The 26,622-nt window shown below is 59.0% G+C and carries 17 protein-coding genes; 8 read left to right on the top strand and 9 right to left on the bottom strand.

The genetic code is table 11. The features are described 5' to 3' along the window. Positions 1–3: 3 nt before the first annotated feature. Positions 4–1,767 carry a peptidase domain-containing ABC transporter gene (locus ACVDG9_RS21395; RefSeq protein WP_062487137.1) on the bottom strand — a complete coding sequence of 588 codons (1,764 nt, stop codon included), beginning with the start codon at positions 1,765–1,767 and terminating at the stop codon, positions 4–6. A 177-nt stretch (positions 1,768–1,944) separates the two neighbouring features. Here ACVDG9_RS21395 and ACVDG9_RS21390 point away from each other — a divergent pair, with 177 nt between their 5' ends. Beyond that, on the top strand, positions 1,945–7,800 hold the full coding sequence (locus ACVDG9_RS21390; RefSeq protein WP_447238922.1) for a cadherin domain-containing protein: 5,856 nt from the start codon (positions 1,945–1,947) through the stop codon (positions 7,798–7,800). 54 nt (positions 7,801–7,854) lie between these two features. Here ACVDG9_RS21390 and ACVDG9_RS21385 read toward each other — a convergent pair whose 3' ends face one another. Together ACVDG9_RS21385 and ACVDG9_RS21380 are read right to left on the bottom strand one after the other, a co-directional pair. Continuing rightward, positions 7,855–9,345, bottom strand: a complete 1,491-nt coding sequence (locus tag ACVDG9_RS21385; protein WP_447238921.1) for a TolC family outer membrane protein — start codon at positions 9,343–9,345, stop codon at positions 7,855–7,857. A 196-nt stretch (positions 9,346–9,541) separates the two neighbouring features. Beyond that, a complete protein-coding gene (locus ACVDG9_RS21380; protein WP_447238920.1) occupies positions 9,542–11,581 on the bottom strand; it encodes a putative bifunctional diguanylate cyclase/phosphodiesterase in 2,040 nt (679 codons plus the stop codon). A 675-nt stretch (positions 11,582–12,256) separates the two neighbouring features. Here ACVDG9_RS21380 and ACVDG9_RS21375 point away from each other — a divergent pair. Then, entirely contained in the window at positions 12,257–12,925 is a 669-nt protein-coding gene (locus ACVDG9_RS21375; protein ID WP_055656419.1) for a GntR family transcriptional regulator, read from the top strand. On the opposite strand, the gene ACVDG9_RS21370 is transcribed toward ACVDG9_RS21375, so the two are convergent. Then, on the bottom strand, positions 12,926–13,969 hold the full coding sequence (locus tag ACVDG9_RS21370; RefSeq protein ID WP_447238919.1) for a LacI family DNA-binding transcriptional regulator: 1,044 nt from the start codon (positions 13,967–13,969) through the stop codon (positions 12,926–12,928). 249 nt (positions 13,970–14,218) lie between these two features. Between ACVDG9_RS21370 and ACVDG9_RS21365 the strand changes: the two genes are divergently transcribed. The 4 genes from ACVDG9_RS21365 (at position 14,219) to ACVDG9_RS21350 (ending at position 19,245) form a co-directional block, all read left to right on the top strand. Next, the gene (locus ACVDG9_RS21365; RefSeq protein WP_023001179.1) at positions 14,219–15,586 is read left to right on the top strand and encodes an ABC transporter substrate-binding protein; all 1,368 of its coding nucleotides are present in this window, start codon (positions 14,219–14,221) and stop codon (positions 15,584–15,586) included. 144 nt (positions 15,587–15,730) lie between these two features. Continuing rightward, entirely contained in the window at positions 15,731–16,972 is a 1,242-nt protein-coding gene (locus tag ACVDG9_RS21360; protein WP_447238918.1) for a carbohydrate ABC transporter permease, read from the top strand. Next, positions 16,972–18,120 (top strand): carbohydrate ABC transporter permease, encoded by a 1,149-nt coding sequence (locus tag ACVDG9_RS21355; protein ID WP_075283674.1) that lies wholly within the window; start codon positions 16,972–16,974, stop codon positions 18,118–18,120. Before ACVDG9_RS21360 ends, ACVDG9_RS21355 begins: the two co-directional genes overlap by 1 nt. A gap of 33 nt (positions 18,121–18,153) precedes the next feature. Then, on the top strand, positions 18,154–19,245 hold the full coding sequence (locus tag ACVDG9_RS21350; protein ID WP_447238917.1) for an ABC transporter ATP-binding protein: 1,092 nt from the start codon (positions 18,154–18,156) through the stop codon (positions 19,243–19,245). A gap of 278 nt (positions 19,246–19,523) precedes the next feature. Here the strand turns inward: ACVDG9_RS21350 and ACVDG9_RS21345 are convergent, their stop codons facing one another. The 5 genes from ACVDG9_RS21345 to ACVDG9_RS21325 all read right to left on the bottom strand — a co-directional run bounded on the left by ACVDG9_RS21345 (position 19,524) and on the right by ACVDG9_RS21325 (position 24,210). Further along, positions 19,524–20,087, bottom strand: a complete 564-nt coding sequence (locus ACVDG9_RS21345; RefSeq protein WP_447238916.1) for a copper chaperone PCu(A)C — start codon at positions 20,085–20,087, stop codon at positions 19,524–19,526. Positions 20,088–20,113: 26 nt separating this feature from the next. Next, entirely contained in the window at positions 20,114–21,436 is a 1,323-nt protein-coding gene (locus tag ACVDG9_RS21340; RefSeq protein ID WP_447238915.1) for an FtsX-like permease family protein, read from the bottom strand. Next, entirely contained in the window at positions 21,429–22,109 is a 681-nt protein-coding gene (locus tag ACVDG9_RS21335) for an ABC transporter ATP-binding protein (RefSeq protein WP_447238914.1), read from the bottom strand. The genes ACVDG9_RS21340 and ACVDG9_RS21335 overlap by 8 nt, the downstream gene beginning before the upstream one ends. Before the next feature lie 9 nt (positions 22,110–22,118). Continuing rightward, a complete protein-coding gene (locus ACVDG9_RS21330) occupies positions 22,119–22,577 on the bottom strand; it encodes a hypothetical protein (RefSeq protein WP_209009942.1) in 459 nt (152 codons plus the stop codon). 130 nt (positions 22,578–22,707) lie between these two features. After that, complete coding sequence (locus ACVDG9_RS21325) at positions 22,708–24,210, bottom strand: alkaline phosphatase (RefSeq protein WP_075283666.1); 1,503 nt, start codon at positions 24,208–24,210, stop codon at positions 22,708–22,710. Positions 24,211–24,665: 455 nt separating this feature from the next. Between ACVDG9_RS21325 and ACVDG9_RS21320 the strand changes: the two genes are divergently transcribed. Continuing rightward, positions 24,666–25,472 (top strand): DeoR/GlpR family DNA-binding transcription regulator, encoded by an 807-nt coding sequence (locus ACVDG9_RS21320; protein WP_075283664.1) that lies wholly within the window; start codon positions 24,666–24,668, stop codon positions 25,470–25,472. After that, positions 25,469–26,557, top strand: coding sequence for an ABC transporter ATP-binding protein (locus ACVDG9_RS21315; RefSeq protein ID WP_447238913.1), 1,089 nt, complete (start codon positions 25,469–25,471; stop codon positions 26,555–26,557). The genes ACVDG9_RS21320 and ACVDG9_RS21315 overlap by 4 nt, the downstream gene beginning before the upstream one ends. The last annotated feature ends 65 nt before the right edge of the window (positions 26,558–26,622 follow it).

Below are 26,622 nucleotides of genomic sequence, written 5' to 3'. Positions count from 1 at the left end.
CTCCTAAGCCTGCTTTTTGGTGTCGGCTGGCTCGCGCCGCCGCAATTTGTATCGAGGTGTGTTCGGCGTGTCCGGCAAGGCGCTAATCCGGCCGTGCTCCATCAGAAACTGCTTGTCGGCAATGGCGCGGAAAGACGGGCGGTGGCTGACGATCAATGTCGTCAACTGGCCTTTGAGCCGCTTCAACGCTTCAACGAGCTGCGCTTCGCTCTTGTGGTCGAGAGCGCCGTTGGCATCGTTGAGGATGAGGATCTTCGGTTCGCCTGCGAGCGCGCGCGCAATGGCGATGCGCTGTACCATGCTGTCAGTGAGATTTTCTTCAATCGCGTTGCCGAGCGGAGTGTCGTAACCCAGCGGCAGCAGGTGAATGTCCTTTTCAAGGCCGATCAGGTCAGCGGCCATGCGGGCTTTTTGCGGGCTCGCGCGAGATCCGAAGAGAGTCAGGTTCTGCAGGATCGTGCCGGCGAACATCTGGGCGTCGTTGCTGACGTAGGCGATGTGCCGGCACAGATACCGGTGGTCGACACCGTACAGATCCTGGCCGTCTATCATGACCTTGCCGGAGGTCGGTTCGATATCACCGGAAATCAGGCGAGCAAGCGTCGTTCGGCCGCTGCCGTCGCTGCCTTCAAAGGCAACTGTTTCTCCGGCATTGATCGTCAGGCTCAGATTCTGGACAGGCACGATCGCATCGCTGCGCGCGGCGAAGCTGGCATTTTGCAGCTTGATGTTGCCGACAATTGTCAGGTTCCTGTTCCCTGATCGCTCTTCCTTTGGCAAATCGAACAGGGCGCGCGCTTCGCGGAAATCATGTTTGACCCGCTGCATGTCCGTCCAGTGGTTGATGCCGCGCAGCAGGGGCTGCACGACCTGACCTGCCAGCAGGGTGCAGGCCGCAACCGCCCCGACACTGATGAACCCGGACATGACCATGAGGGCCCCGGCCGACACCACGCAGACCGTTGTGAGGACGGTGAAGAACCCGGAGGAATTCCGTGCCCGGTTGGTGAGATCGATATAGTCGTAGCCAAGACGAGAATTTTGCGTCTGCAGGCGTTCAAACCTGCGCAGGATGACCGGCTCGAAGGCCATAGCCTTGATGGTGTTGAGGCCGGACAGGACCTCGAATATGAAATCGTATTTGCGCTGATCCTGCTCTGCGCGTTTTTCAATCAGGCTGTCGATCCTTGTATTTAGAGCGGCGGTTCTCAGGGCAAACAAGGCCAGGAGAACAAGCGGCACGAAGCCGATCGGCCCCCCGATAAGAAACAGGACGGCAAGAAAGAGGAGGCTGGCGGGAAGGTCGATTGCCAGGAGGCGGGCCTGACCACCGTAATGGTCGCCCATTGCTTGCAGCGAGCGCAGCGAGTCCAGATGTTTGGTGACCGTCGCCTCAGAGTTGATGTCCGCTCTGGAGTGCAGAAGACGTCTGGCCGCTTCGACGTTGGCCTGATGGGTAAAAGAGGCTGCAAGCCAGCCTGTCAGATAGGACCGTGTCGTTTTCAGAACCGCATCGATCACCAGAACGAAACCCAGTCCTGCGATCAGGATGACGAGAGTGTCGGTCGACTTGTTCGGCAGAATCCGGTCATAGACCTGCAAGATGGTCAGCGGCATCGCCAGACCGAGGATATTGATCAGGATGGAAGCGGTTACCACCGAGCGCGGGAGTTTCGGTGTTGATACTTTTTCTCCGGTTTCGGAGGAAAAAAACTCCAGTTGCGGCAGTTTGATACTGGAAAAAGTATCAGTGATAAAAGATGCCATAGTAAGCGCCTCCTTGAATACATTAAGGCGCGTAATTGTTTCAAAACCGTTTACCAAAAATACCACAAATTCTAAATTTACATCAAGTTATACATGTAATTCTAAGAATGAAGTTGGTTTTTATTAAGGTAACCCTGCGTGTGATGACGTTAGGTTTTAACGGAGCACGTGCAAGTCATGGCCGACACCGATACTTCAGCGAATGCAGGCAAGCCCGGCGTTTCTTCTTCAACGGAGACCGCAGCAAAGTCCAACGGCGGATCAGAACCGTCGCCTGCACGCATGGAGGCTCAAGCAGGCGATCCCTACCGCCCGGCCGGTGGCAATGATTATTCCCTGTCCCTGGAACCGGAAGATACCGGTGAAGCAACCTTGGCGAACCTTTATCAGGCTGTGCCTCTCGAAGATCGAGGATCTGGTGCCTCAACCCAGGATGCCGAGGGACTTGGCGGCGACGGCGGTAGAGACGGCCAGGGTGCGCATGGGGGGCTGGGTCAGGGGTTGGGCGGAGCTGGAACCGGTGACACGCTACTGCCGGACGGCGGTACCGAAGTGGCCGAAACCGCCGATGGTGGTCCAAACGATGACGGCGGCCTTGGCGACGGTGCCGTTCCGGAAGCGGGTGGTCTCGACCCGACGTTGTCTCAATTCGATCTGGGCGGCGATGGCATTCAGTCATCGGGCTCCCAGGTTGGTGACGGAACCAGCGGCGGCGGCGGAGGTGCTGGTGAAAGCGGCGATGGTGGGAACACCGGGGTCGGCCCTGTCGAGGACGTCGACAGCACCGACAATTTTGTAACGGAAAACGCCGCAGGGGGTACCGTTGTCGGCGTGGTCGCCTTTGCGAATGATCCGGATGCGACGGATACGGTCACCTACTCGATCATAGACAGCCGGTTCGAGATCGATCCGGATACGGGCGTTATTACCGTTGCCGATGGCGCGGTGATTGATCGCGAGACGACCCCCTATATCGATATTGAAGTCACTGCCACCTCGACAGATGGCTCGACTTCGACCGGAACCTTCCGAATTACAGTTGGTGATGAAAACGAGTTCGATATCGGTCCGGTGACGGATGTGGACGGAGCCGACAACTTCGTCCAGGAGAACTCGGCCGGTGGCACGGTCGTCGGCGTGACGGCGTTTGCCGAAGATCCGGATGCGACGGACACGGTTTCCTATTCCATCACCGATAGTCGGTTCGAAATCGACCCGGATACGGGCGTGATAACCGTTGCCGATGGCGCGGTGATTGATCGCGAGACGACCCCCTATATCGATATTGAAGTGACGGCGACGTCCACGGATGGATCGACTTCGACCGGCACGTTCCGGATCACGGTTGGCGATGAAAGCGAGTTCGATATCGGTCCGGTGACGGACGTTGATGGTGCCGACAACTTCGTCCAGGAGAACTCCGCCGGTGGCACCGTTGTCGGCGTGACGGCGTTTGCCGAGGATCCGGATGCGACCGACACGGTCACCTATTCCATCACCGATGGTCGGTTCGAGATCGATCCGGATACGGGCGTTATTACCGTTGCTGATGGTGCAGTGATTGACCGCGAAACGACGCCTTTTATCGATATTGAAGTGACGGCGACGTCCACGGATGGATCGACTTCGACCGGCACGTTCCGGATCACGGTTGGCGATGAAAACGAGTTCGATATCGGTCCGGTGACGGACGTTGATGGTGCCGACAACTTCGTCCAGGAGAACTCCGCCGGTGGTACAGTCGTCGGTGTGACGGCGTTTGCCGAAGACCCGGATGCGACCGACACGGTTACCTACTCAATCACAGACAGCCGGTTCGAGATCGATCCGGATACGGGCGTTATTACCGTTGCTGATGGTGCAGTGATTGACCGCGAAACGACGCCTTTTATCGATATTGAAGTGACGGCGACGTCCACGGATGGATCGACTTCGACCGGCACGTTCCGGATCACGGTTGGCGATGAAAACGAGTTCGATATCGGTCCGGTGACGGACGTTGATGGTGCCGACAACTTCGTCCAGGAGAACTCCGCCGGTGGTACAGTCGTCGGTGTGACGGCGTTTGCCGAAGACCCGGATGCGACCGACACGGTTACCTACTCAATCACAGACAGCCGGTTCGAGATCGATCCGGATACGGGCCTTATTACCGTTGCCGATGGCGCGGTGATTGACCGCGAGACAACCCCCTATATCGATATCGAGGTTACAGCCACCTCAACGGATGGCTCGACTGCTACCGGCACCTTCCGGATCACGGTGGGCGACGAGAACGAGTTCGATATCGGCCCAGTGACGGACGTTGATGGTGCCGACAACTTCGTTCAGGAGAACTCCGCCAGTGGCACGGTTGTCGGTGTGACGGCGTTTGCCGAGGATCCTGATGCAACGGACACGGTGACCTATTCCATCACAGACAGCCGGTTCGATATCGACCCAGACACGGGCGTGATTACCGTTGCCGTTGGCGCGGTGATCGACCGCGAGACGACGCCTTTTATCGATATTGAAGTCACAGCCACGTCAACGGATGGGTCAACCTCGAACGGTACCTTCCGGATTATTGTGGGCGACGAAAACGAATTCGATATCGGGCCGGTGAGCGATATCGACCCGGAAGCCAACAGCATTTCAGAGACCGCCAATGGGGGCGAATTTGCCGGGATCACTGCCTTCGCCGAGGATCCTGATCCGGCGGACAGTGTCACCTACCAGCTGACTGGTGACGACAGGTTCGAGATCGATCCGGACACAGGTGTCATCACCGTAAAGGATGGTGCGACGTTCGATGCGGAAACAGAACCGTCCATCGAGATGACTGTCACCGCAACGTCAACGGATGGCTCTTCTTCAACGAAGACCTTCACCGTGGCCGTGACAGACAGCAATGAAGCACCGGATCTGATCGTTCATCTGGAAAACGGCTCAGAACAGTTTGTCGTCAACGGCAGCTTCGAAATCCATGACGGGGTTCACGGCGGACCCGCCGGGTCCGGCTGGTACGAAAATCCAACTTCGATAGAGGGTTGGACCTACGACAACGTCGATGTGCATGAGGCGGGGCACAATAGTTACGGAGCGACAGACGGCGGTCATCATCTGGACCTTGCAGCCATGAACAATGGCTGGGCTTCTCAGCAAATAGAGGGGCAGCTTGATGGTCAGGTCTATCATCTGACATTCGACATGAAATCGCGCGGCGGCGTGGGGGAAAGTGTCGCCGAGGTCTATTGGAACGGCGAGTTGATCGACACGATCGACCCGGCCACATCGGGAACGGGCTGGCAGGCCTATGCCTATGACATCGTTGGCGGATCCGGCGACGGCTCCAATACGCTGACATTCGTTGAGATCGGTTCCGATAATCTGGGTGGTGCGCTGATCGACAGTGTGTCCATCGTTTCCGATAACCGCACTGCGGTCGTCGAGGAATATTACGGCGCCGAGATTGCGCCCTTGTCTGTGTTCGATCCGGATGTGGGCGATACGCATACATTCACTGTTTCGGACGACCGGTTTGAGGTGGTCGTTTCCGGCGACCGATACCTGCTCAAATTGAAAGACGATCAGGCCTTCGATTACGAAACCGAGACTCAGGTGACCCTTGAGGTGACGGCAACCGACCAGGGGGGGCTTTCCGACACGGAGATCGTGGTGATCGACGTGATCGATATCGACGACACCAATTCTCCCATCGGTCCGCTCACCGACATTGATGCCAGCGCAAACCAGGTTCTTGAAAATGCCGCTGCAGGTGCCGTCGTGGGTCTGACTGCCTTTGCAAACGATCCGGATGCAGGCGACAGCGTGAGTTATCAACTCAGCGGTGACTCGCGCTTCGAGATCGATCCGGTGTCGGGGGTGATCACCGTCGCCAGTGGGGCAAGCTTCGACAACGAAACCGAACCGGAAATCGATGTTCTGGTGACGGCTACTTCGACTGACGGATCAGTCTCAACCGAAACCTTCACGATTGCGATTGCCGATGCCAATGAGGCGCCGGACCTCGACTTCGATCCGGAACTTGGGCCGGGTGTTTCCGTGACGCTGACCTTTGTCGAGGAATACGCCGGCCACAGCAATGTGCTTGGTGTCTTCTACGTGGACGGCAACGGCAATCCCATGGCCGGCGAAATCGTCTGGGTCAACCAGAACCAATTGACACCGGGCGATACGGCGACCCTCTATCTGGAAGGCGTCGAAGCGAGCGAAATCGGCTATTTTTTGATCCCGGATGGTGCAGACACGAACAATGGTCTTCTTGCCGGTGACAAGGTGACGTTCCAGAAAGACGGGCAAGGGAACTGGCAGGCCGTCGGACCTGACGGGACGCTGCTGGTCGGGGCTGAGGTCAATGTTCTTTTCTCCGGTAACGGGTCACTCAATCCGAATGGATACGACTACACGGTGGAAAGCGGCATCAGGATCGGCTTTGAGGACATTGCCGGCGGGGGTGACGAGGATTTCGACGACGTCGTCTTCGACCAGACAACTTTCGAAACCACTGCTCGTGCCGCGGTCTATGAAGAAGATCCGGGGGCGGAAATCGGTACCTTGTCGGTATTCGATCCCGATGTCGGCGATACGCACAGCTTCACGGTTTCCGATAGTCGCTTCGAGGTCATATCGATCAACGGTGAGAACATTCTCAAACTGAAGGACGGTGTGGCGCTTGATTATGAGACCGAGACCCAGGTGAGCGTTGAGGTTACCGTTACCGATAGCGGCGGGCTGTCGGACACGGAAACCATCGTGATCGACGTCATCGACGTGGAGCCGGAAGGGCCTGCCGACGACAATGCGCCGATCGGGCCTGTCAGGGATGTCGATACGGCCCAGAATCTGGTTGCGGCGACAGCTGCTGCCGGAATGGTGATCGGCCTGACGGCATTCGCGGAAGATGCCGACGCCGGAGACACGGTGACCTATTCCATCGACGACAGCCGGTTTGATATCGACGCAGACACCGGTGTGGTGACCCTCGCCAGTGGTGCAGCGCTGGTTGCAGGCGAGACCATCGACGTGACGATCACCGCCACATCAAGTGACGGATCCCAGTCGAGCGCGGTTTTTCCCGTGACGGTGACTTCGGGTGTGACTGAGAACTCGCCGCCTGATCTGATCGTCGGCAACGCGATCTACCGGCCGGACCAGGGCAACAAGCACTGGGACGATCATCATGATGGCCATTGGGGGCATATCCAGGACGGGGAAACAGGACACTATCATGAAGATGACGGCGTCCACGGTCAGACCTATCACGGCCACGACGACGACTGTACGGGCAACGAACATCATGTTCCCGAAAACCAGACAGGTGTCGAACTTATCGAACTTTCGGTAGTGGACCCCGATATCGGCGACACGCACACCTTCACGGTGTCGGATGACCGGTTTGAAGTCGTGAGCAATGGCGACAGTTATCTGCTGAAGCTGAAGGATGATGCGGCAGTCGACTACGAAACGGAGCAAAGCATCACGATAGACGTTACCGCGACGGACAGCGGAGGCTTGTCGGATACCGAGACAATTACCCTGGACGTGGTCGACTTTGATGATGTGCCCCTGTGCGAGGTCGGGACAAGTAATGCCGATACGATTGTTGGGGGCGATTTCGTGGACAGCATTTCCGGACTTGGCGGAAATGACATCCTGCTGGGCCAGGGTGGCAACGACCTCATCTATGGCGGGGCTGGTGACGATGTGATCCGGGGTGGCGCGGGCGACGACGTTCTTTCCGGCGGTGACGGGTCGGATCTGTTCGCCTACATGCTCGGCGACGGGCATGACAGCATTTACGGCGGTGCCGGCGGGAGCTGGATCGATATCGTCGATCTGAGCAAGGCCGCCGATGGCACCGATATCGGAACCTATGGTGTCGACTGGTCCATCACCATGACGGAAGGTTCCATCGAGAGCATCGATGCAGCGGCGGGCGAGATCACCCTTTCGCAGGATTCGGGGGGCTACATCGAGTTTGCCGATGGCGGACGCATCGACTTCACGGATCTGGAAGGCGTTCAGTACTGATCAGCAGGAAGGCAAAAAAAGCGGGCTTGTTACGCCCGCTTTTTGTGTTGCCGGTTATTGAATCGGAGGCAGTGGTTCTGTCTCGATAAAGACCATGTCGCTGGTCACGACCTCGACGACGGTCGACTGGAAGACATCGTTCTCCGACGGTCCAAGGCGCAGGTCCCAGGTATTGAACTCAGGCATGAGGCGCGGGACCGGTGCCGGCCGTTCCTCGATGATTCCGAAATGCTGCGGCGCCAGCCGGCCAATGTTGGCCAGCAGGAAGAAGTCCGCAATGCGGCTGTCATAGCGTGCCCGGACATGGTCGACCTTGCTGAGCAATAGTTCGCGCTCGCCGTCCAGAACATCGAGCAGGGATCGCTGACCGCTGTCGAATTCCACCTGCAGGCCCTTGACCGCACGCTGGTTGGCCTCAATCGCGCGCTTTACAGCCTTGACCTTCAGCCTTGAGGCAGCCCGCTGCTTCATCGCGCGGACAACGTTCTCGCGGATGATCTGTTGGGTGTCGTCCAGCTCGTATTCCTGTTGGGCTGCCGTGAAGTTTGCGCGTTTGACCGCGGCAATGTTGCGGCCACCGGTGAAGAAAGGGGCCGTGACGCGCACGCCAAAACGGAAGTCTTCTTCGTCCTGATTGCCAAGGTTGCCCTGGTAACCGGTTTGCCATTCGCTTTCCAGCGAGACACGCGGCAGCATGTCGCCGACTGCGGCGCGTGCGGCGTAACGTGCGGCCCTTGCATCTGCCGTTGCGGCGCGGATGGACGGATTGTTCTGCAGCGCGACGTTGATCGCGTCATCCAGACCGGCGGGCTCGATTGTCTGTGGAATGCCAGGCCAGCCGAGCTTGCCCGGCTTTTGTCCGGTCAGCCGCTCATAGACAGCCTCGGAGGCTTCCAGGTCGCCGACCGCCTGGTCCGAATTCCCCTGCGCTTCACCGAGACGGGCAAGCGCCTGTTCGATATCGGTGCGCGTTGCGTCTCCCGACTTGTAACGGGCGCGGGCGGCGTTCACTTCCCGTTGCACCACGTTGGTATAGGCCCGCAGGTGAGCGAGGATCGCCCGATCGCGAACAACGCGCAGATAGGCATCAGCTGTGTTGAACAGCAGCGTCTGTTCGGCGCCAATGAGCTGGTTGCGACCGGAATTCGCTTCCTCATGAGCCTGGTTCAGCCGATTGACACCCGCAAAACCCTGAAACACCGTCTGGGACATGGAAATGCCCAGCTCGTGGAAGAACGACCTGTCGCTGTTGCCGCTGCGCTCGCTGCGGAAGGCGTTCTGTTCTCCCAGGTAGGTGCCGGTAACCGTCGGCAGAAACTCGGACCTGGCGGTCCAGACGTCCTGGTTGGTCGCTTCGTAACGCGACCGTTCCGCTTTGAGGCCAGGGTTGATGGCGTAGGCCGCCCCCATGGCTTCTTCAAGCGACTGGGCGGATACGGTTGCGCTGGCGAAGGACAGGCTGATCAGTGACGCGCCTGCCAGCAGACCGGCAAGGCGGGTTTTCAATCCGTGCATCAGTTTGGCAGGGGCAGGGAAGGTCGTCATTGCAGCACCGTGATCGTTGTCTGCCCTTAAGGTAAAATTTTATAGTTAATCAAAAGTAAGTTGAGATTAGAGAATATGGCCAAGAGTTGTCAGTAATTACCTAGGGTAATCTTTGTTTGTCGTTGCTTCTTTTAGGATATTGATATTAATATCAAGGTTTAATTTGATAATAATTTAAGTTGAATTCAGTGATAAGTCAGCTTCCCGTTCTGTCTAAACTCGGGTGAAACTTTTTGATCTGCGAAGGCAGTAGATGTTTCCCGAACAGAAAGCCCTGCACTTGCAGGCATCCGGCTTGTTGCAGGAATTGCAGCTGTCGTTCCGTTTCGACACCTTCGGCGATTACTGGGATCTTGAAACTATGGCCGAGCAGAACGGCAGAGCGCAGGATTGCCCGGGCATGGGGGTTGGTTTCCAGCGACTGGGTGAAGGCTCTGTCGACCTTGATCTTGTCGAAGGGAAAGGCTTGCAGCGTGTTGAGCGAGGAATAGCCCTTGCCGAAGTCGTCCATGGCAACGCGCACGCCCATTTTGCGCAGCGAGAGGATCGTCTCGTGAACCCGTTCGTGATCCTCGATCGGGGTGGATTCGGTGAGTTCTACTTCCAGGCGTTCCGCCGGCAGGCCTGTCTTCATAAGTACGGTGGAAACGAGACCGGCAAAATCGCAACGGGAGAACTGCAGCGGGGAAGCGTTGACCGACAGCGTTACCGGGTTTTCCCAGCAGGCAGCTTCCTTGCATGCTGCTTCCAGGACCCAGTTGCCGATATCCAGGATAATGCCTGACCGTTCGGCAATCGGAATGAAGTCCTCCGGCGGAATCGGACCTTTTTCCGCGTGGCGCCACCTGACCAGAGCTTCGTAGCCAATCAGCTCGCCGGTCTTTGTCAGATTCTGTTTCTGGAAGACCAGGTTGAGCTGGTTTTCGAGCGTTGCATTGCGCAAGTCAGCCGCCAGGCCCGCCTCCCAGCGATTGGTTTCCTCCATGCCCGTGACATAGGGCTGGATCAGGTTGCCGCCGATCGATTTTGCTTGCTTGGCAGCAAGGTTTGCCCTTTGCACCAGCTTGTTCAGGTCCTTGCCGTCGCGCGGAAACACGGCAAGGCCAATACTGGAGCGGATGGACAGGCGGTAGCAATTCCACTGAACCGGCCTTCGGGCAAGGGAGCGAACCAGACGGGCGAAGTCTACGGCGTCATCCAATGTGTCGAGCGACGGATTGATGACCAGAAATTCGTCACCGTAGAAGCGGGAGATGAAGACCCTGTCGCTCAGGTTGTTTTTCAGTGTGTTGGCCAGGGTGCACAGCACAGTGTCGCCGACTTCGTAGCCGTGAAGGTCGTTGATGACCTTGAACTGGTCCAGGCTGATCAGCACGACGGCGCATGTCTTGCCCTCCAGTTCGGCCTTTTCCAGAAGGTCTGCCGCAGCCTTCTGCACAAAATGCCGGTTTGGAAGTCGTGTCAGAGAATCCTGCAGCGACAGGTGTTTATAGGCTCGCCTGGCCGCGTTTTTCCTGTACCGGTCGAGCAGCGCACCAGTTGCAGCCGCAAAGGTGCATAGGCCGAAGATGACCAGCGACATCACCATCATGTGCCTTTCGGACATGAGCATGATTTCGCGCGGGAAACTGACTTCGCGAAGGGGCGTGGCCGGGGAATGCACCGGCAAGTGTATCGAAACTGCTGACAGGAAAAGGAACAGCGTTGCACTTACAAATGCGCGTCTGGACTGCAGCTGCGGAACGAAACTCATTGCAATTGCCCCAAGGCACGTTCCGAACAGAAATGTCCAAAGTCCGAAGGCTTCGCTCGTATCAGGTAAACCGGCGATCTCCCTGGCCGTCGTCAGCGTCAGACCCATTCCTGCAATGGCAAGGCCAAAAAGGATGCCGCCAAGTTCCGGTGCGAGCCGGATGTTTCGACGCACAGCAAGTGCATAACCTGAGAGGAGACCGGCAAAGACGACAAGCAGGGCAAGCAGAGCCGTTTGAAGCCGGTACCCTGATTCCGCGGGAAGCTTTACCGAAGAAAAGGCGATGATCTGGGCCGCCCAGATTGCCGAGGCGCCGACGAGTGCAGACCAGATGAGCCAGATGACCCGTGCAGGGCTTGCATCGCGGTCAACCTTCGCAAGGAGCAGGAAGGAAAAGGCGCATCCGAAGAGACACGTTGCGATCGCAAGTGTCAAAAGAGCATGGTCATGCTCAAAAGACAAAACTGTTGCGACGCGTTCCATAAAAGCTCCCACCGACGGTTGATTTCATGAAAGCTTAAAAAGCATAACAAACTGTGTTTTTTCGGGGTATTTCAAGTATTGCTCTTTGTTTAATCTGGTATTGTTGTAATTGCGCATGAAGTATCCGGTCAATTGGTGGCTTTTATTGTCAGTATTGACCTGTTTTACGAGCGGCTTTGGGTCACATAGGTGCCGCTGCCGGTTTACCTGCGTGCAATTGGAGCGGAAAAGCTGCTTCTGAAGAGCGTGGCGAAACCCGCCCTTTGTCTGAGCCAGGCAAATTCGTAAACATCTGCCGCCAAAAGCGCGGCATTTTCAGGAAGTGGCGCGTTCTGCAGCACTGACTTGACGCTTCGGTAACTGGAGCATGTCCTTAAGTCACCGTAATTTTTGACAATATTTTTTCAGCCTCAAGAAAGCCCGAAATTCGTGCAAAATCCAGCAAATGAGCGGATCCGGAAGGTCGCGACTCTGCCCGGGTGCCCTCAGGGCATGGGGATGGATAAAATTCTATCGATATAATTAGCAATACGGCATTGATTTGCTTCCAAAACAGGGCGGCCGCGCCGGAGGGCAATGCCTTCAGCGATCAGAAATGCCGCTCCGGCCTCGAGCGAGAGGTGCGGGACAATGCAAACTGTTTAAGACACGTCAGGAGAACGGGTGCATCCCGCAATGCCAACGAAAGCCAGATCCACTCGCGTCGACAACGCTTATGAACGCTTGAAAACCGAGATCCTGAACGGGCAATTGCCGCCGGGATTTCAGGCACCGGAACCGGACATCGCGACACGGCTGGGCATGAGCCGGACGCCGGTTCGCGAAGCGCTTATCCGGCTGGAGGCTGACGGTCTGGTGGACCTCGTGCCCCGCCGGGGAGCAAAGGTTCTGCCTATTTCGCTGCAGGACATCTGCGAGATCTACCAGATCCTATCGGCGCTTGAAGCCCTTGCCGCAGGCACTGCTTGCCGCAAGGCGGGCGACGAGACGCTCGCGGAAATCGAAGAAGTGCTCAACGAGGCCGATGATGCGCTGGAACGTCAGGATATCGAGGCCTGGGCCGTTCACGACGACAGGTTCCACAGGCTGATGGCCAAGGCGAGCGGCAATCTGCGTCTGGAAGCGGAGATCGAGGGGTTTCTCGATCAGGTCTACCGGGCTAACACCGTGTTGCTGCGCCTGAACAAGGCACCGGCCTCGAATGCTGCCGATCATCGCAAGATTGTGCAGGCGATCCGGGACGGCGACACCGACGGCGCCACGGAGACGGCGCGGTTACACCGTCTCAACGGAATGCTCAGGATGAAGGATGTGCTGCAGGACTGCGGTCTCAGCCACGTTTGATCATTTTGCCGCAGCTGGGGCCGGGCCGGTGGACTGTCCGATGATCAGCTCCGCGTCCAGATGCAGGGAAGCCGGTTTGCTGGCCGGATTGGAAATCATGTTCAGGAGCAGCTCGGCAGCCTTTTCCCCGGCGTAGCGAACCGAGGAGCGGGTGCAGGTGAAAATTGGCACTTCGCCGCTGTTGGGCAGGAAAGACAGGGCATCGTCATGGGTGATGATGGACACGTCCCTGCCTGTCTTCAATCCGCACTGGCCGACAGCGCGGGCGACACCGATCGCTGATATCATGGACGAAATCAGGAAGGCGGTCGGCGGATTGTCGCTTTTCAGCATCTCCATCGCATTGTCGCAGCCGTAGGGTTCGGTCATGTCCGCACTGCGCATCAGGCCCGGGTCCGGTGTAAGGCCCCGTGCTGCCAGCGCTTCCTCGAAGCCGCGCCGGCGCCGGTTGGCGAAGTCCATATGTTCCAGACCGTTCAACAGTGCGATCCGGGTGTGGCCGAGGTCCAACAGCAGGTTCGTCGCCCGCTCGAAGGCCCGCCGGTTGTTCATGTCGATCCACGATGTTTCTTCCTCGGCACCCGGGATGCGTCCGTGAACGACGAAGGGCAGATTGAGTTCTTTCAGAAGCCTGTGCCTGCGTTCGTCATTTGCGGGGCCGTGAATGATCACGCCGTCGGCCTTCTTGCGTGAGGCGATCTGCCGGTAGGCGTCTTCTTCCTTGGCATCGTCTACGACGGAGATGATCATGTCGTAGCCGTGGCGCGAATAGGTCTCCCCGGCGCCGGCTATGAACTCCAGAAAGATCGGGTTCATCATCTCGTGAATTGAGCGCGGTATGACATGGCCGATGGCCATTGCGCGGCCGGTTGCAAGCCGCCGCGCCTGGCTGTTGGGCGCGTAGCCGAGCTTGTCGGCCATCTCGGTCACGCGTTTGCGCGTTTCTTCGCTGACTTCCGGATAGCCATTGAGTGCGCGGCTTACCGTGGTCTGAGACAGGTTCAGCCGTTGCGACAGTTCTTTCAGGTTTACGCCATTGCTCATTCTGGCCCAAAACGCTTTGAAAGCGCCCTCCCAACAGGCTGTTATTGAAATGCAACATTAATTCGCGAGTTGCGCGCTTGACAAGGCCGAAGCCTGAAGACATGGTTAGGGCCAAATCCAAAGCGGTTTGGATAAAGGGTTCTGGTAGAATTGCCGACCTGGAAAAACGGGTAGGTATTGCTGCAAGGTGGCGAGGTATGCCACCTTGGGTGGAGTGTTCCAGCATAGGGACAATCTGGGAGGACAGATATGAAACTACGTTTGAAAGCCTGCACGGCAGGTCTGGCGCTTGCCATCGGGCTTGGCGCGGGCTCTGCATCCGCGGCTGACCTGAAATTCGCTCCGGGCGAAGGCCCGTTCAACTGGGACAGCTACAACGCATGGGCTGAGAGCGCGCCTGACCTGAAGGGGCAGACCGTGACGATCGCCGGCCCGTGGCTGCAGCCGGAAGACGGCTATTTCCGCAACGTGCTAGCCTATTTCACCGAAGCTACCGGCGCTGAAGTCATTTACACCGGTTCGGATTCCTTCGAACAGCAGATCGTGATTGATGCCGAAGCCGGCGCCGCACCGAATATCGCTGTCTTCCCGCAGCCGGGCCTTGCCGCCGACATGGCTGCGCGCGGCCTGCTGAAGCCGCTCCCGGAAGGCATGGCTGACTGGGTCGCCAACAACTACGGGGCCGGCGAAAGCTGGGTGAACCTCGGCACCTACAAGGATGCCGACGGCCAGGATCAGCTGTTCGGCTTCTTCTACAACGTCAACGTCAAGAGCCTTGTCTGGTACGTGCCGGAAAACTTCGAGGACGCCGGCTATGAAGTGCCGACGACCATGGAAGAGCTGAAGGCGCTGACTGAGCAGATCGTTGCCGATGGCGAAACACCCTGGTGTATCGGTCTGGGTTCAGGTGCTGCCACGGGCTGGCCGGCAACCGACTGGGTCGAGGATCTGATGCTGCGCACGCAGCCGGCTGACGTCTACGACCAGTGGACCACCAACGAGATCCCCTTTGACGACGAGCGTGTCGTTGCCGCGATCGAGGAATTCGGCTGGTTCGCACGCGACGATGCCAAGGTCGCGGGCGGTGCGGGAGCCGTTGCTTCCACCGATTTCCGTGACAGCCCGAAGGGTCTCTTCTCCTCACCGCCGCAGTGCTACCTGCACCGCCAGGCATCCTTCGTGCCGGCCTTCTTCCCGGATGGCGTCGAGTTCGGCACCGATGTCGACTTCTTCTACTTCCCGGCCTACGCGGAAAAGGATCTCGGCAGCCCGGTTCTCGGTGGTGGTACGCTGATGGCGATCACCAATCCGTCCGACGCGACCAACGAACTGATGAAGTTCTTCGAACTGCCGCTCTCGCATGAAGTGATGATGGCCCAGACTGGCTTCCTCACGCCTCACAAGGGTGCCAACCCGGCAGCCTACAAGGACGACACGCTGCGCGGTCAGGGCGAGATCCTGGTCAATGCCAGCACCTTCCGTTTCGATGGCTCCGACCTGATGCCGGGTGCCGTTGGCGCGGGCACGTTCTGGACCGGAATGGTCGACTATACCGGCGGCAAGGACGCAAAAGCCGTCGCCGAGGAAATCCAGAAAAGCTGGGACGCCCTCAAGTAATCCTTCAGGCGGCCGGTCTCCCCAGGGAGGCTGGCCGTTCTTCTGACGGATCGGCGAAAACGTCCAAGAAACAAAGTTCCTAAACGCAGGAAGCCCCCGGTCTTCCGGGTGCCTCCCCATAATCAATAATGGGAGGGAACGGCCATGCTATCGGACAATCCGGCACTGTTAGGGCTCTTTACCATCGTCGTTGGCGTTGGAGCCTGCCTTGCCTATTTCTTCTTTTCGAATGTCTTTCTCGACAAGGTCCTGTTTCCGGCGCGCGGCCCCAATGCAGGAAAGAACATCAACCGGGCCAACATGATCCGGCCCTGGCTGTTCCTGTTCCCGGCCTTGTTCGCGCTGACGCTGTATCTTGCCTATCCGGTCTTCGAGACCTTGCGGCTGTCGCTGACAGACCGCTCCCAGGGAGGGGCTTTTGTCGGCCTTGCCAACTATCGCCAGATGATGAACGAGGCGAAGTTCTGGGAAGCGGTGCGCAACAACATGCTGTGGCTGATTGTCGTGCCGGCTGCCTCGACGGCTTTCGGGCTGCTGGTCGCCCAGCTCACGGACCGGATCAGGTGGGGCAACTTCGCCAAGTCGCTGATCTTCATGCCGATGGCAATCTCTTTCGTTGGCGCATCGGTCATCTTCAAGCTGATCTACGATACCCGCGCCGCCGATCAGAACCAGATCGGCGTTCTGAACGCGATCTGGCTGAAGTTTGACGGTGGCATCGGCTCCGTTGTCTTTCTTCAGCTTCTGCCGACCCTTCTCCTGCTGGCGTTCGCTGTTGTTGTTGCCTATGTGGCCTGGACCTTCGTGCGCGGCATTGTCGCCCGGGGGGAGGACAAGTCGATCTGGCTTCTGCCCCTGCGCCTTCTGGTCGCCGTTGGCGGGATCTGGCTGATCTGGATTTCGCTGTGTTCCGCGCTCGGTGTCTGGATTGCCGAAGTGCCCTACGGCGAACCGCAGACCTGGCTGACCTTGCCGCTGTGGAACAACTTCTTCCTGATGGTGGTGCTGATCTGGATCCAGACCGGTTTTGCCATGGTGATCCTGTCCGCGGCCCTGCGCGGCATTCCGGAGGAAACCGTGGAAGCTGCGATCGTTGACGGTGCCAATCCGTTCCAGATCTTCTTCAAGATCAAGGTGCCGCAGATCATGGGGACCATCGTGGTGGTCTGGACCACGATCACGCTCACCGTGCTCAAGGTGTTCGACATCGTCTTCGCGATGACCAACGGCCAGTGGGAGACGCAGGTTCTGGCCAACTACATGTACGACAAGCTTTTCCGTGCCAACGATTGGGGAGTGGGGTCGGCGAGTGCCATCATCATCATGCTGCTCGTCACGCCGATCCTCGTCTGGAACGTTTACAACGCCCGGAAGGAGATGAAGTGATGGCCAGTATTGCTGGGAAAAAATCCGGCCTGACCTGGGCCGTTCAGATCTCCGTCGCAGCGCTCGTTCTGTTGTGGCTGTTTCCGACCGTCGGGCTTTTCGTCTCGTCCTTCCGGACAGCGGACCAGATCTCCAGCTCGGGCTGGTGGGCGGCGCTGTTTCCGGCCGAACAGAACGAGGTCTACCGGACTTCGGATCCGGACGAGACCCGTGTTGCCGATGGAGACCTTTTCACCGTGTCCGGCAACATCTTCGAAGGCGAGCCGCGCGAGATCCGCTCGTGGGGCGTCTCGTCCAGAGACGTGTCTGCTTACCAGCCGGGCGAAACGGCGGATATGGGCGATGGCGAAAGCCTGACGCTCCAGGCCGACGGGTCCTATGTCTGGAAGGGCAATGACAAGCAGATCTCCGGCCGTGGCCAGCGTGTTTTCGTGACCGCGACCGTGCCGCCGGAATTCACGCTGGAAAACTACCAGACCATCCTCTTTTCCGGCACCGGACAGGACAACATGGGCAAGGCGTTCTTCAACACGCTGACGGTCACCATTCCGGCGACGATCATCCCGATCGTCATTGCGGCGTTCGCAGCCTATGCGCTTGCCTGGATGGAATTTCCCGGCCGCGCCCTCTTGATCGCCGCCGTCGTGGCGCTGCTCGTCGTGCCGTTGCAACTGGCGCTCATTCCGCTGCTGCGGCTCCATCTCGCCGTCGGTATCGGCAAGGGCTACATGGGGGTCTGGTTGGCCCATACGGCCTTCGGCATGCCGCTCGCGGTCTATCTGCTCAGGAACTACATGGTCGGATTGCCGCGGGACATCATCGAGAATGCCAAGGTGGACGGGGCGACGGATTTCCAAATCTTCACCCGCATCATCCTGCCGCTCAGCTTTCCGGCCCTGGCGTCCTTCGCCATCTTCCAGTTCCTGTGGACCTGGAACGATCTGCTGGTGGCCAAGGTGTTCCTGATCGATGCCACAGGCTCGACCACGGTGATGACCAACCAGATCGTCGAACTCCTGGGAACGCGTGGCGGCAACTGGGAAATTCTCGCGACGGCGGCCTTTGTGTCCATCGCAGTGCCGCTCTTCGTGTTCTTCGCGATGCAGCGCTACCTCGTGCGCGGCCTGTTGGCCGGGTCGGTGAAATAACATGAACAAAATCAACAATCGGGAGCAGCCGGCATGACATCGTTGTCCTTGAAGAATGTCAGCAAGTCCTATGGATCGGTCGAAGTTCTGCGCAACATCAACATGGAGATCAACGCAGGCGAGCTGATCGTTTTCGTCGGTCCGTCCGGGTGCGGAAAGTCGACATTGCTGCGGATGATCGCAGGACTTGAAAAGATCAGCGGCGGAACGCTGGAGATCGACGGTGTGGTCGTCAACGACGTGCCGCCGGCACAGCGCGGCATTGCCATGGTGTTCCAGTCCTATGCGCTTTATCCGCATATGACGGTCTACGACAACATGGCCTTCGCCCTGAAGCTGGCGGGCAAGTCGCGCGACGAAATCGACAAGGCCGTACGGGCGGCTGCGGACAGGCTGCAGCTCACCGCCTATCTCGACCGTTTGCCCAAAGCACTGTCCGGCGGTCAACGCCAGCGCGTTGCCATCGGCCGCTCGATCGTGCGGGATCCCAAGGTATTCCTGTTCGACGAACCGCTGTCGAACCTTGATGCCGCCTTGCGTGTTGCCACCCGGATCGAGATCGCACAGCTGAAGGAGAGCATGCCGGAAAGCACCATGATCTACGTCACTCACGACCAGGTGGAAGCGATGACCCTCGCGACCCGGATTGTCGTGCTGCATGGTGGAGACGTGGAGCAATTCGGTGCGCCGCTGGACCTTTACGAGCGTCCCGCAAACACGTTCGTTGCCCAGTTCATCGGCTCTCCGGCAATGAACCTTGTCGATGCCAAGGTGACGGCGACCGGCCAGATGACATCCGTCCAGATGTCTGATGGCGGTCATGCGGACGTACCGATTGCCTCGCTAGACAGCGACAAGGGTGCGCGCGTCAAGCTGGGCGTGCGTCCGGAAGATCTCAGCGTTACCGAAGGTGACGATTATCTGGTCGCGGCGAATGTCGAAATCGTGGAAGCCCTCGGCGAGACAACAGTGCTCTATTTCGCGCCGAGAGAAGGCCACGATGCTTTCATTGCCAAGATCCCGGGTATCTACAAGGTCGAAAAGGGCACGGAACTGCGCCTGACGGCCCCGCCGGAAAAGCTGCATCTGTTCGATGGCGAGGGGCGGTCGTTCCTGTACAGGTGATATTCCCGGCAGGGTAGCGAAGGGGTGCATGGCTGCTGACGCCCACCGCAAACCCTTCCTCTCAAGGGGGAGGGTGACTAATGCTTTACCGCGCTAACATGTAGGTGCGCTGAAACCCGCTATCCCTTTTCAGGTATTCGGGCAGACAAGTGAGATCTTTTCAATCTGCACGGACTGATCCCCCTCCCCGTTGTGGGGACGGGTAGGGGTGGGGGTATTCATCGACTGAAGCTTGGGATACCAACCCCACTGAATCCCTGTCTCTTATCCCGGCAGATCTAATGCTGATGCCCGGCGTGGCTGTGCCGGCTAGCATTGATGGATTCGACCTGGGCCTGCATCTCGATATGGCCGAAATCGAATTCGATCTCGATTTCGAAATCCTCTCCTTCCCGGAAAGGGCGGGTAAGGCCGCCGAGGCGCAGGGCCAGGGCGTTGGGAGCAAGAACGAGGGACTTGCCCGGCTGGATCGGAACGGGCGGCAGGGGATCGTAGCCGGTTTCACCGTCCTTCAAGGCAAAGCCGACCAGTTCGACCTTCGAGGCGATCTCGGTGTGACCGCCAACCAGCTTTACCTGCCGTCCGGAGGTGTTCTCGATGTTGACGAAAAGCAGCGCGGAGTTGGCCGAAGTCTCGCGGATCCAGGCGTGGACAGCACGCACGCCTTCAGACGTGCCTTCGTGGCTGCCTTCATCCTCATCATGATGATGTTCGGCTTCGTCATGCGTTTCGTGTGCTTCTGCATCGCCATGCCCTGTTTCGGAGGCAGTATGTGTGCCGGACGCCAAAGCAGAGTGTGGCAGGCAGAGCAGCAGCGGCAACAGGACGGCAAGGGCGCGCATATCGGGAAGATCCTTCGGGCTTCAGGTCAGGCGCGCAAATCAGTAATGATATTACGTGACATTGCCATGAAGGCGGGCAAAAGCGCGAGCAGCACCGTCAGACTGACGAAACCGGCGATGAGGTGAAACTCCGGCCAGTCGAGCGTTGCCGTCACCAGAATGTCCGTTTGGGCGGTGACGATTGAGGAGATGACATCGACCGCGATCCAACCGACGCCCAGCCCGGCAGCCGAGCCCAGGACAATCAGGGTGGCGGCATAAGACCAGACCACGGCAAAGACGAAGCGTCCCGGTGCCCCGAGAGCCCGCAGGAGTGCCAGACGCCTGGCGAACAGCCGGGCAAGGGCTATCAGCCCCGTCAGGACGCCAGCGGTCACCAGCACCTGGGTCAGCACCGCCATCACCGACATGATCTGGCGGATGTCCCCCATGAGTGCATGAAGTTGCGCAAGCACCGCGCCGGGGAAGAACGCCATGGTGTCGGTGCGGGTGAACTCGGACCGCAGGGCGTAATTCGCCCAGAGCTCGTTGGCATGAACGAGTATCGCCGGTGTTCCCGGGAAATAATCGGCGTCAAACGGCGGGCCGATCTGTGTCTGTCGTTCCGGGCCATGGCCATTGGTCAGCCCATGCACCTCCCAGACGCTTTCCACCGGAACGAGAATGGCCTTGTCCCACGGGCTGCCGGTGGGCGGCATCCTGCCGACGATGGTGAGCGCGTGGCCGGCGTGGGCATCTTCTTCCGCGCTGTCACCAATGCCGTGCGCGGGTTCGAATGTCTCGCCAAGCTTCAGGTCGACCCGCGAGCCGGCAACCGCTTCCCCGCTGCCGGCAAAGAGCCTGCCTTCGGCGAGGCTCCCTGCCAGATGCGTGACGAACTGCGGCGTGGTGCCGACAACAGGTGACGACAGGTAGCTGTCGCCGAAGGCAATCGGGGCGGCAAGGTCGACGTCGTCATGGGTGGCAATCTCGTTGTAGATCTCGCCTCCCAGAAGCGGCACGTCGCTCGGTTGCAGATAGACGGCAGCAAACATCATCGTGATTTCGCTGCCGGGGGCAGCGACGATCAGATCGAACTTTTCCGCTGCCCGTGCGGTGCCCTTTCTGAGGCCGCGTTCCTGGGCTATCAGGCCAACGCCGATACCGATGGAAATGGCGATCAGGGCAACGAAGGTCAGATTGGTCCAGCGGAAGCGCCAGAGCAGTGCTCCGACCAGTGCCTGTGGCCGGAAGCCCCAGATCACGATCAGGCCGGTTATCACGGCAGGCAACAGAAGCAGCACGAGCCACAGCGTGTCCTGGGCAAGTGGCGAAAGGTCCTGCCAGCGGTCTGCGACAAAGTCAGGCACCGGCGGCCTCCGTCTGCAGGTGGCCGTCCGTCACTTCGATGACCCTATCCATCCGGTCCAGCAGATGTTGGTCGTGGCTGACGGCGATCAGCGTCTTGTTCCGCGCGCGCGTCAGGCTGATCAGGTCTTCGATCAGGGCATCGGCTGTCCTGCGGTCGAGGCTTGCCGTCGGTTCGTCCGCGAGAATGATCGCGGGGTCGTGGGCCAGCGCGCGGGCAATCGCAGTGCGTTGGCGTTCGCCTCCGGAAAAACTGTCTACGGTCCGCGCCTCTGCCGGCACCTTGAGGCTCTTGAGAAAATCCCGTGCGGTGTCGGTGATCGCCCGGCGCTTTTCTGCCGGGTTGAACGCTGTTGCAAGGGAGGCGTTGCCAAGCGCACTCAGTTCCTCGAACAGCAGGAAGTCCTGGAAGATCAGCCCGACATGGCTGCGGCGGAACGCGGCGCGGGCGGTATCGTTCAGCTGCACCAGATCGGTTGCACCCCAGCGGATATGACCTGTCATGGCCGGGTGCAGTCCGGCGAGCGCGTAGAGAAAGGTCGATTTCCCGGCACCTGACGGGCCACGCAGGCCGATGGTTGCGCCTGGTGTTGCTTCAAAGTGATCGCAAGACAGCAGCACCCGGCCACCGGGTGCCCTGACGCGGAGATCGTCGACTTGAAGAGCAAGATTCATGAGGAGTTGTCAGCTGCGTTCATAGACAGCATCGACCAGTCTTGCCCGGCTGACGAACCCGGTCTCTGGATCCTTGAAGGTTCCCAGCTCCAGAACGCCCCTTGTCACGATCTTGCTGTTGAAGGCGACCACATCGACAATGCGCTTGGTGTAGATGGCGAGAATGTCCCGCGGCCATTCCGCCTCGGTTTCACAGAACGGGCAAACTGCCATCGGTATCTTGGTGAGCACGAAGAACTGGCTGTCGGCCTTCAGGGGTGGGGCCATGTAGCCACCGACCGACACCCTGGTGCCTTCCAGTGAATGGGCGAGGTCGGAAAAGCTCCGGTCCTTGTTGTAAAGCGTGCGCAACTTGAGGGGGGCGTCCGCCGCACTGGCTGTGCCCTTTAGCAGATGCCCGGCAAACGGAGCGAGACCGAGCCCGACGATGAGCTGTCTGCGGTTCATGACATCGCTGGTTCTGGCCAATTCATGCTCCTAACTTATCCGGCTAATATGACAAACAGGCAAAGGCCTGCCGGGCGGCAGGCCTTCAGGATCCCTGGCCGGTTTTCGACCAGGGATCCCGCTGAGCGCTAGTTGGACGCTGACTGAAGGCTTATTGGGCGTTCACAGCGTGGTTCATGACGTGGAAGATCACGTTCTGCTCGATGGTGCCATCAACCAGGTGTGCCCACGGGCCCTTCGCATACACCGCGACATCTTCACCCGAATGGGTTTCGGAGGACTTGGGGATCAGCGCCTGCTGGACGTAGTCCAGATCGGTGGCCGTTTCCTGGTCCAGGTCCGGGCGCGAGCCGGTGTAGTCGTTTTCGCCTTCGCCCTTCTTCAGAACCGAGCCTGTGCCGTTCAGGTAACCGATCACGGTGTACGGCTTGCCGTCATCCGCGGTCAGAACCTTGTCGGAATGCTTGATGCCAACCTGGGCAACGTCGTAGCAAAGACCGAGGATGGCCGAGCCGCGGCCGCAATAGCCGTTGAAGGCGATTGCGTGTTCGTGGTCGGCCGTGACGATGATCAGCGTGTCTTCATCGTTGGTCAGCTCGTCAGCAATGGCAACGGCTTCTGCAAAGGCAACACCGTCGCGCATGGCGCGGGCCGCATTGCCGTCATGGTTGGCGTGGTCGACGCGGCCGGCTTCGATTTCCAGGTAGTAGCCGCCTTCGTTCTTGGACAGATACTCGATGGCTGCCTTGGTCATGTCGGCCAGGGACGGCTCGTCATTGTCGGCGCGGTCGGCCTCATATTCCATGTGGCTGTTGTTGAACAGGGCCAGGACTGGGCTGGAGCCGTCAAGCTTCAGCGACTGGAAACCGGCGGTGTCGGATGCGAACTGTGCGCCCAGCCCGGTTGCACGCTCAACCAGGTCGACATTGTCTTCGCGGCGGCCCTTCAGCCCACCCATTTCCTTGTCCTTCGGCAGGAAGTAACGGCCACCGCCGCCCATTGCGAAATCAACGGTGCCGGCTTCCATGGCGTCGATCAGCTGGGTCGCGATGTCCTTCTGTGCGGTGCAGCCTTCCGGTACGGCGTCTTCCCAGTTGCGGTTCGCGGTCTTGGCGTAGACGGCAGCCGGAGTTGCGTGGGTCAGGCGGGCGGTGGAGATGACGCCGACGGACTTGCCGGCTTCGGTCATCATTTCGGAGAACAGGGCAAGCTGGTTGCCTTCGACGGTGGAGCAATCGTCATGGATGGCTTCTTCGCCGAGGTTGATCAGGTTGAAGCGCTGCTTCACGCCCGTGTTCATCGAGCCGGCGGTCGGAGCGGAGTCCGGCGTCTGGGCGTTGATGTTGTAGGTCTTGACCAGGGCGCTGTAGAACTCCGGAGTTTCGTACGGGAGAACGTTTTCCTCGCCCAGCATGCCTTTCTGCTGACCGTCGAAAAGGCGGGTGGCGTAGTTGGTGCCGACACCGTTGCCGTCTGCGATCAGCAGGATCACGTTCTTGGCGCGGTTGGTGTTCGGCTGACGGTCCAAAATGGCCTGAATGGCGGCTTCGCCATCCTTGTACCACTGGCTGGAGGCTTGCGGCAGGGCGTCCTGAGCAAAGGCGACGGAGCCGGTCAGGGCCAGCGCCAGCGAAGTGCAAACGATCGTTTTCATGATATCTCCCGGAGGTGAGGGTGCATCCCGGGAGCTACTTAAAAACGCTGCATGACATCTGATTGACAGTTGGATGACGAAACAGATTTGTTATTTTATTACATAACTTCGACGATTGAATTCAACTCTTCTACTTTTGCGCCGTCTTGTCTCTTCTTCGGTAGCGTCTTGTCATCGAACCGCAGGGTTATTCCCTGCCGGGTCATCGGCCTGGCAGCCTCGTGAAACGCCCGGGCAATTACAGATAGAAAAATGGCGTCCTGAAATCTGAGGACGCTGTCGCGTCCTGTGTTCCTGGGCTGCCCGCTATCCCCTATTGTCACATCATTTTCATATGAGCGTCGAATAAGGTTCATATGAAAATGTTTTAACGGGCTTCGAAGTCAGGCTTTTTCGAGTCAACATGATGCCTTTGGAGCAACTGGCCTTCTGCATCTGCAGGAGGAGAGGGGACGATGGCGGATCAGAAGAACATGCTTGGGCAAATAGACATTTCAAAGCGTCAGGCCGAAATCGCGGATCTGGTACAAAAGGCAGGATTTGCGTCCGTCGAGGAACTGGCGGACCGGTTCGAGGTGACCACGCAGACAATTCGCAGGGACGTCAACGGTCTATGCGAACTGGGGATCCTGCGCCGGACCCACGGCGGCGTCGAGCCTCCAGCACCGGCGTCCAACATTCATTATTCCACCCGGCAGATCCTCAATCTTCCGGAAAAGCAGCTGATTGCGAAACTGGTGGCCGGCCATGTCGGCAACAACCAGTCGATCGCGTTTTCCATCGGCACGACCCCGGAGATCGTGATGCAGGCCCTGGTTGGGCACGAGAAACTGGCGGTTTTCACGAACAATCTGAACGTGGCCTTCACGGCTTCGGTCAATCCGTCGTTTCAGGTGACCATCACCGGCGGGCGGCTGCGTCATGGCGATCGCGACGTGCTGGGGTCCGCAGCGCAGGCGTTCTTCTCCAATTACAAGGTCGATATCGGCATTTTTGGTGTCGCAGGTGTCGATGAAGACGGCACGCTGCTGGATTTCCACGAGGACGAAGTGGCGGCCCGCCAGTCGATACTCGCCAATTGCCGCCGGTCCTATCTGGTCCTCGATCACAGCAAGTTCGGCCGGAATGCCCATGTGCGCGGCGGTCAGCTCAGCGATGTCGATGCGATCTTCACCGATTGCCCGGTGCCTGATGTTTTCCTGGCATCGCTGGAAGGCACAAAAACGGAAGTGTTCGTGGCCGAAGACGGGGATGAGGCGTGACATCAGATCCGCATATCCCGGGTGCAAAACCCTCTGGCGCCGGCAAGCCGATCGTCCTTGAAACGGTGTCGCGTACCTGGGGTGAGACGGTGGCCGTCGATGGTCTGTCGATCGATATTCCGGCAGGCTCCTTCACGGCACTTCTGGGGCCGTCCGGCTGTGGCAAGTCAACGACATTGCGCATGATTGCGGGTCTCGAGAATGTCAGCAGCGGACGCATCCTGATCGGCGGAGAGGATGTCACCGGCCGTCCGTCGGCCAAGCGTGATCTTGCCATGGTGTTCCAGTCCTATGCGCTGTTTCCGCATCTGAACGTTGGCGAGAACATCGTTTTCGGCCTGAAGGTTCGCAGGGTTGGCAGGGCCGACCGGGACCACCGCCTTGCACGGGTTGCCGATCTTCTGGGCCTTGGCCAGTTGCTGGAGCGCAAGCCGGGTCAGCTTTCGGGCGGTCAGCAGCAGCGTGTCGCGCTTGGGCGGGCAATCATCGGCGAAAAGCCGATTTGCCTGATGGACGAGCCGCTGTCCAATCTCGACGCCAAGCTGCGCCATGAAATGCGGGTGGAGATCCGCGCGCTGCAGCAGCAGCTCGGCTTCACGATGGTCTATGTCACGCATGATCAGGTCGAGGCCATCACCATGGCCGATCAGGTGGTGCTTTTGAACGGTGGCCGGCTGGAGCAGGTGGCGAGCCCGCGGGATCTTTACGAAAAACCGGCAACGCCCTTTGCCGCCCGTTTCATCGGCACCCCGCCAATGAACCTCTTTCCGGCCAATGCCTTCAGGAAGCTGTGCACCGCGCCGGACTTCAAGCTCGGCCTGCGCCCGGAGGCAATGCATCTGGAAGAGGGCGGTCCGGTCAACGCGTCTGTTCGTGCCGTCGAGTATCTTGGGGCGGATGTGCTGGCCGATTGCGAAGTTGCCGGCACCGGTTTTCAGGTGCGCCTTCCGGCCAGCCGGGCCTTCACGCCAGGCCAATCCGTGCAGCTCGGCTTTTCGCCGGACGACCTTCATGTTTTCGACGCCGATACCGGCCGCCGCCGGGACGATCTCATTTCCGAGTTCGGAGCCTTGTTGCGCTCCTGACCTGCTGCGCACGCCCGCGTAGACCGACCGCAGACCTGCGGATTTTCGAACCTTAGGAAGTAAAC

The organism is Roseibium sp. RP-7 (assembly GCF_053005225.1).
Note: the sequence above shows the minus strand (reverse complement) of the source record. Positions and strands in the feature narration are given on the sequence as shown.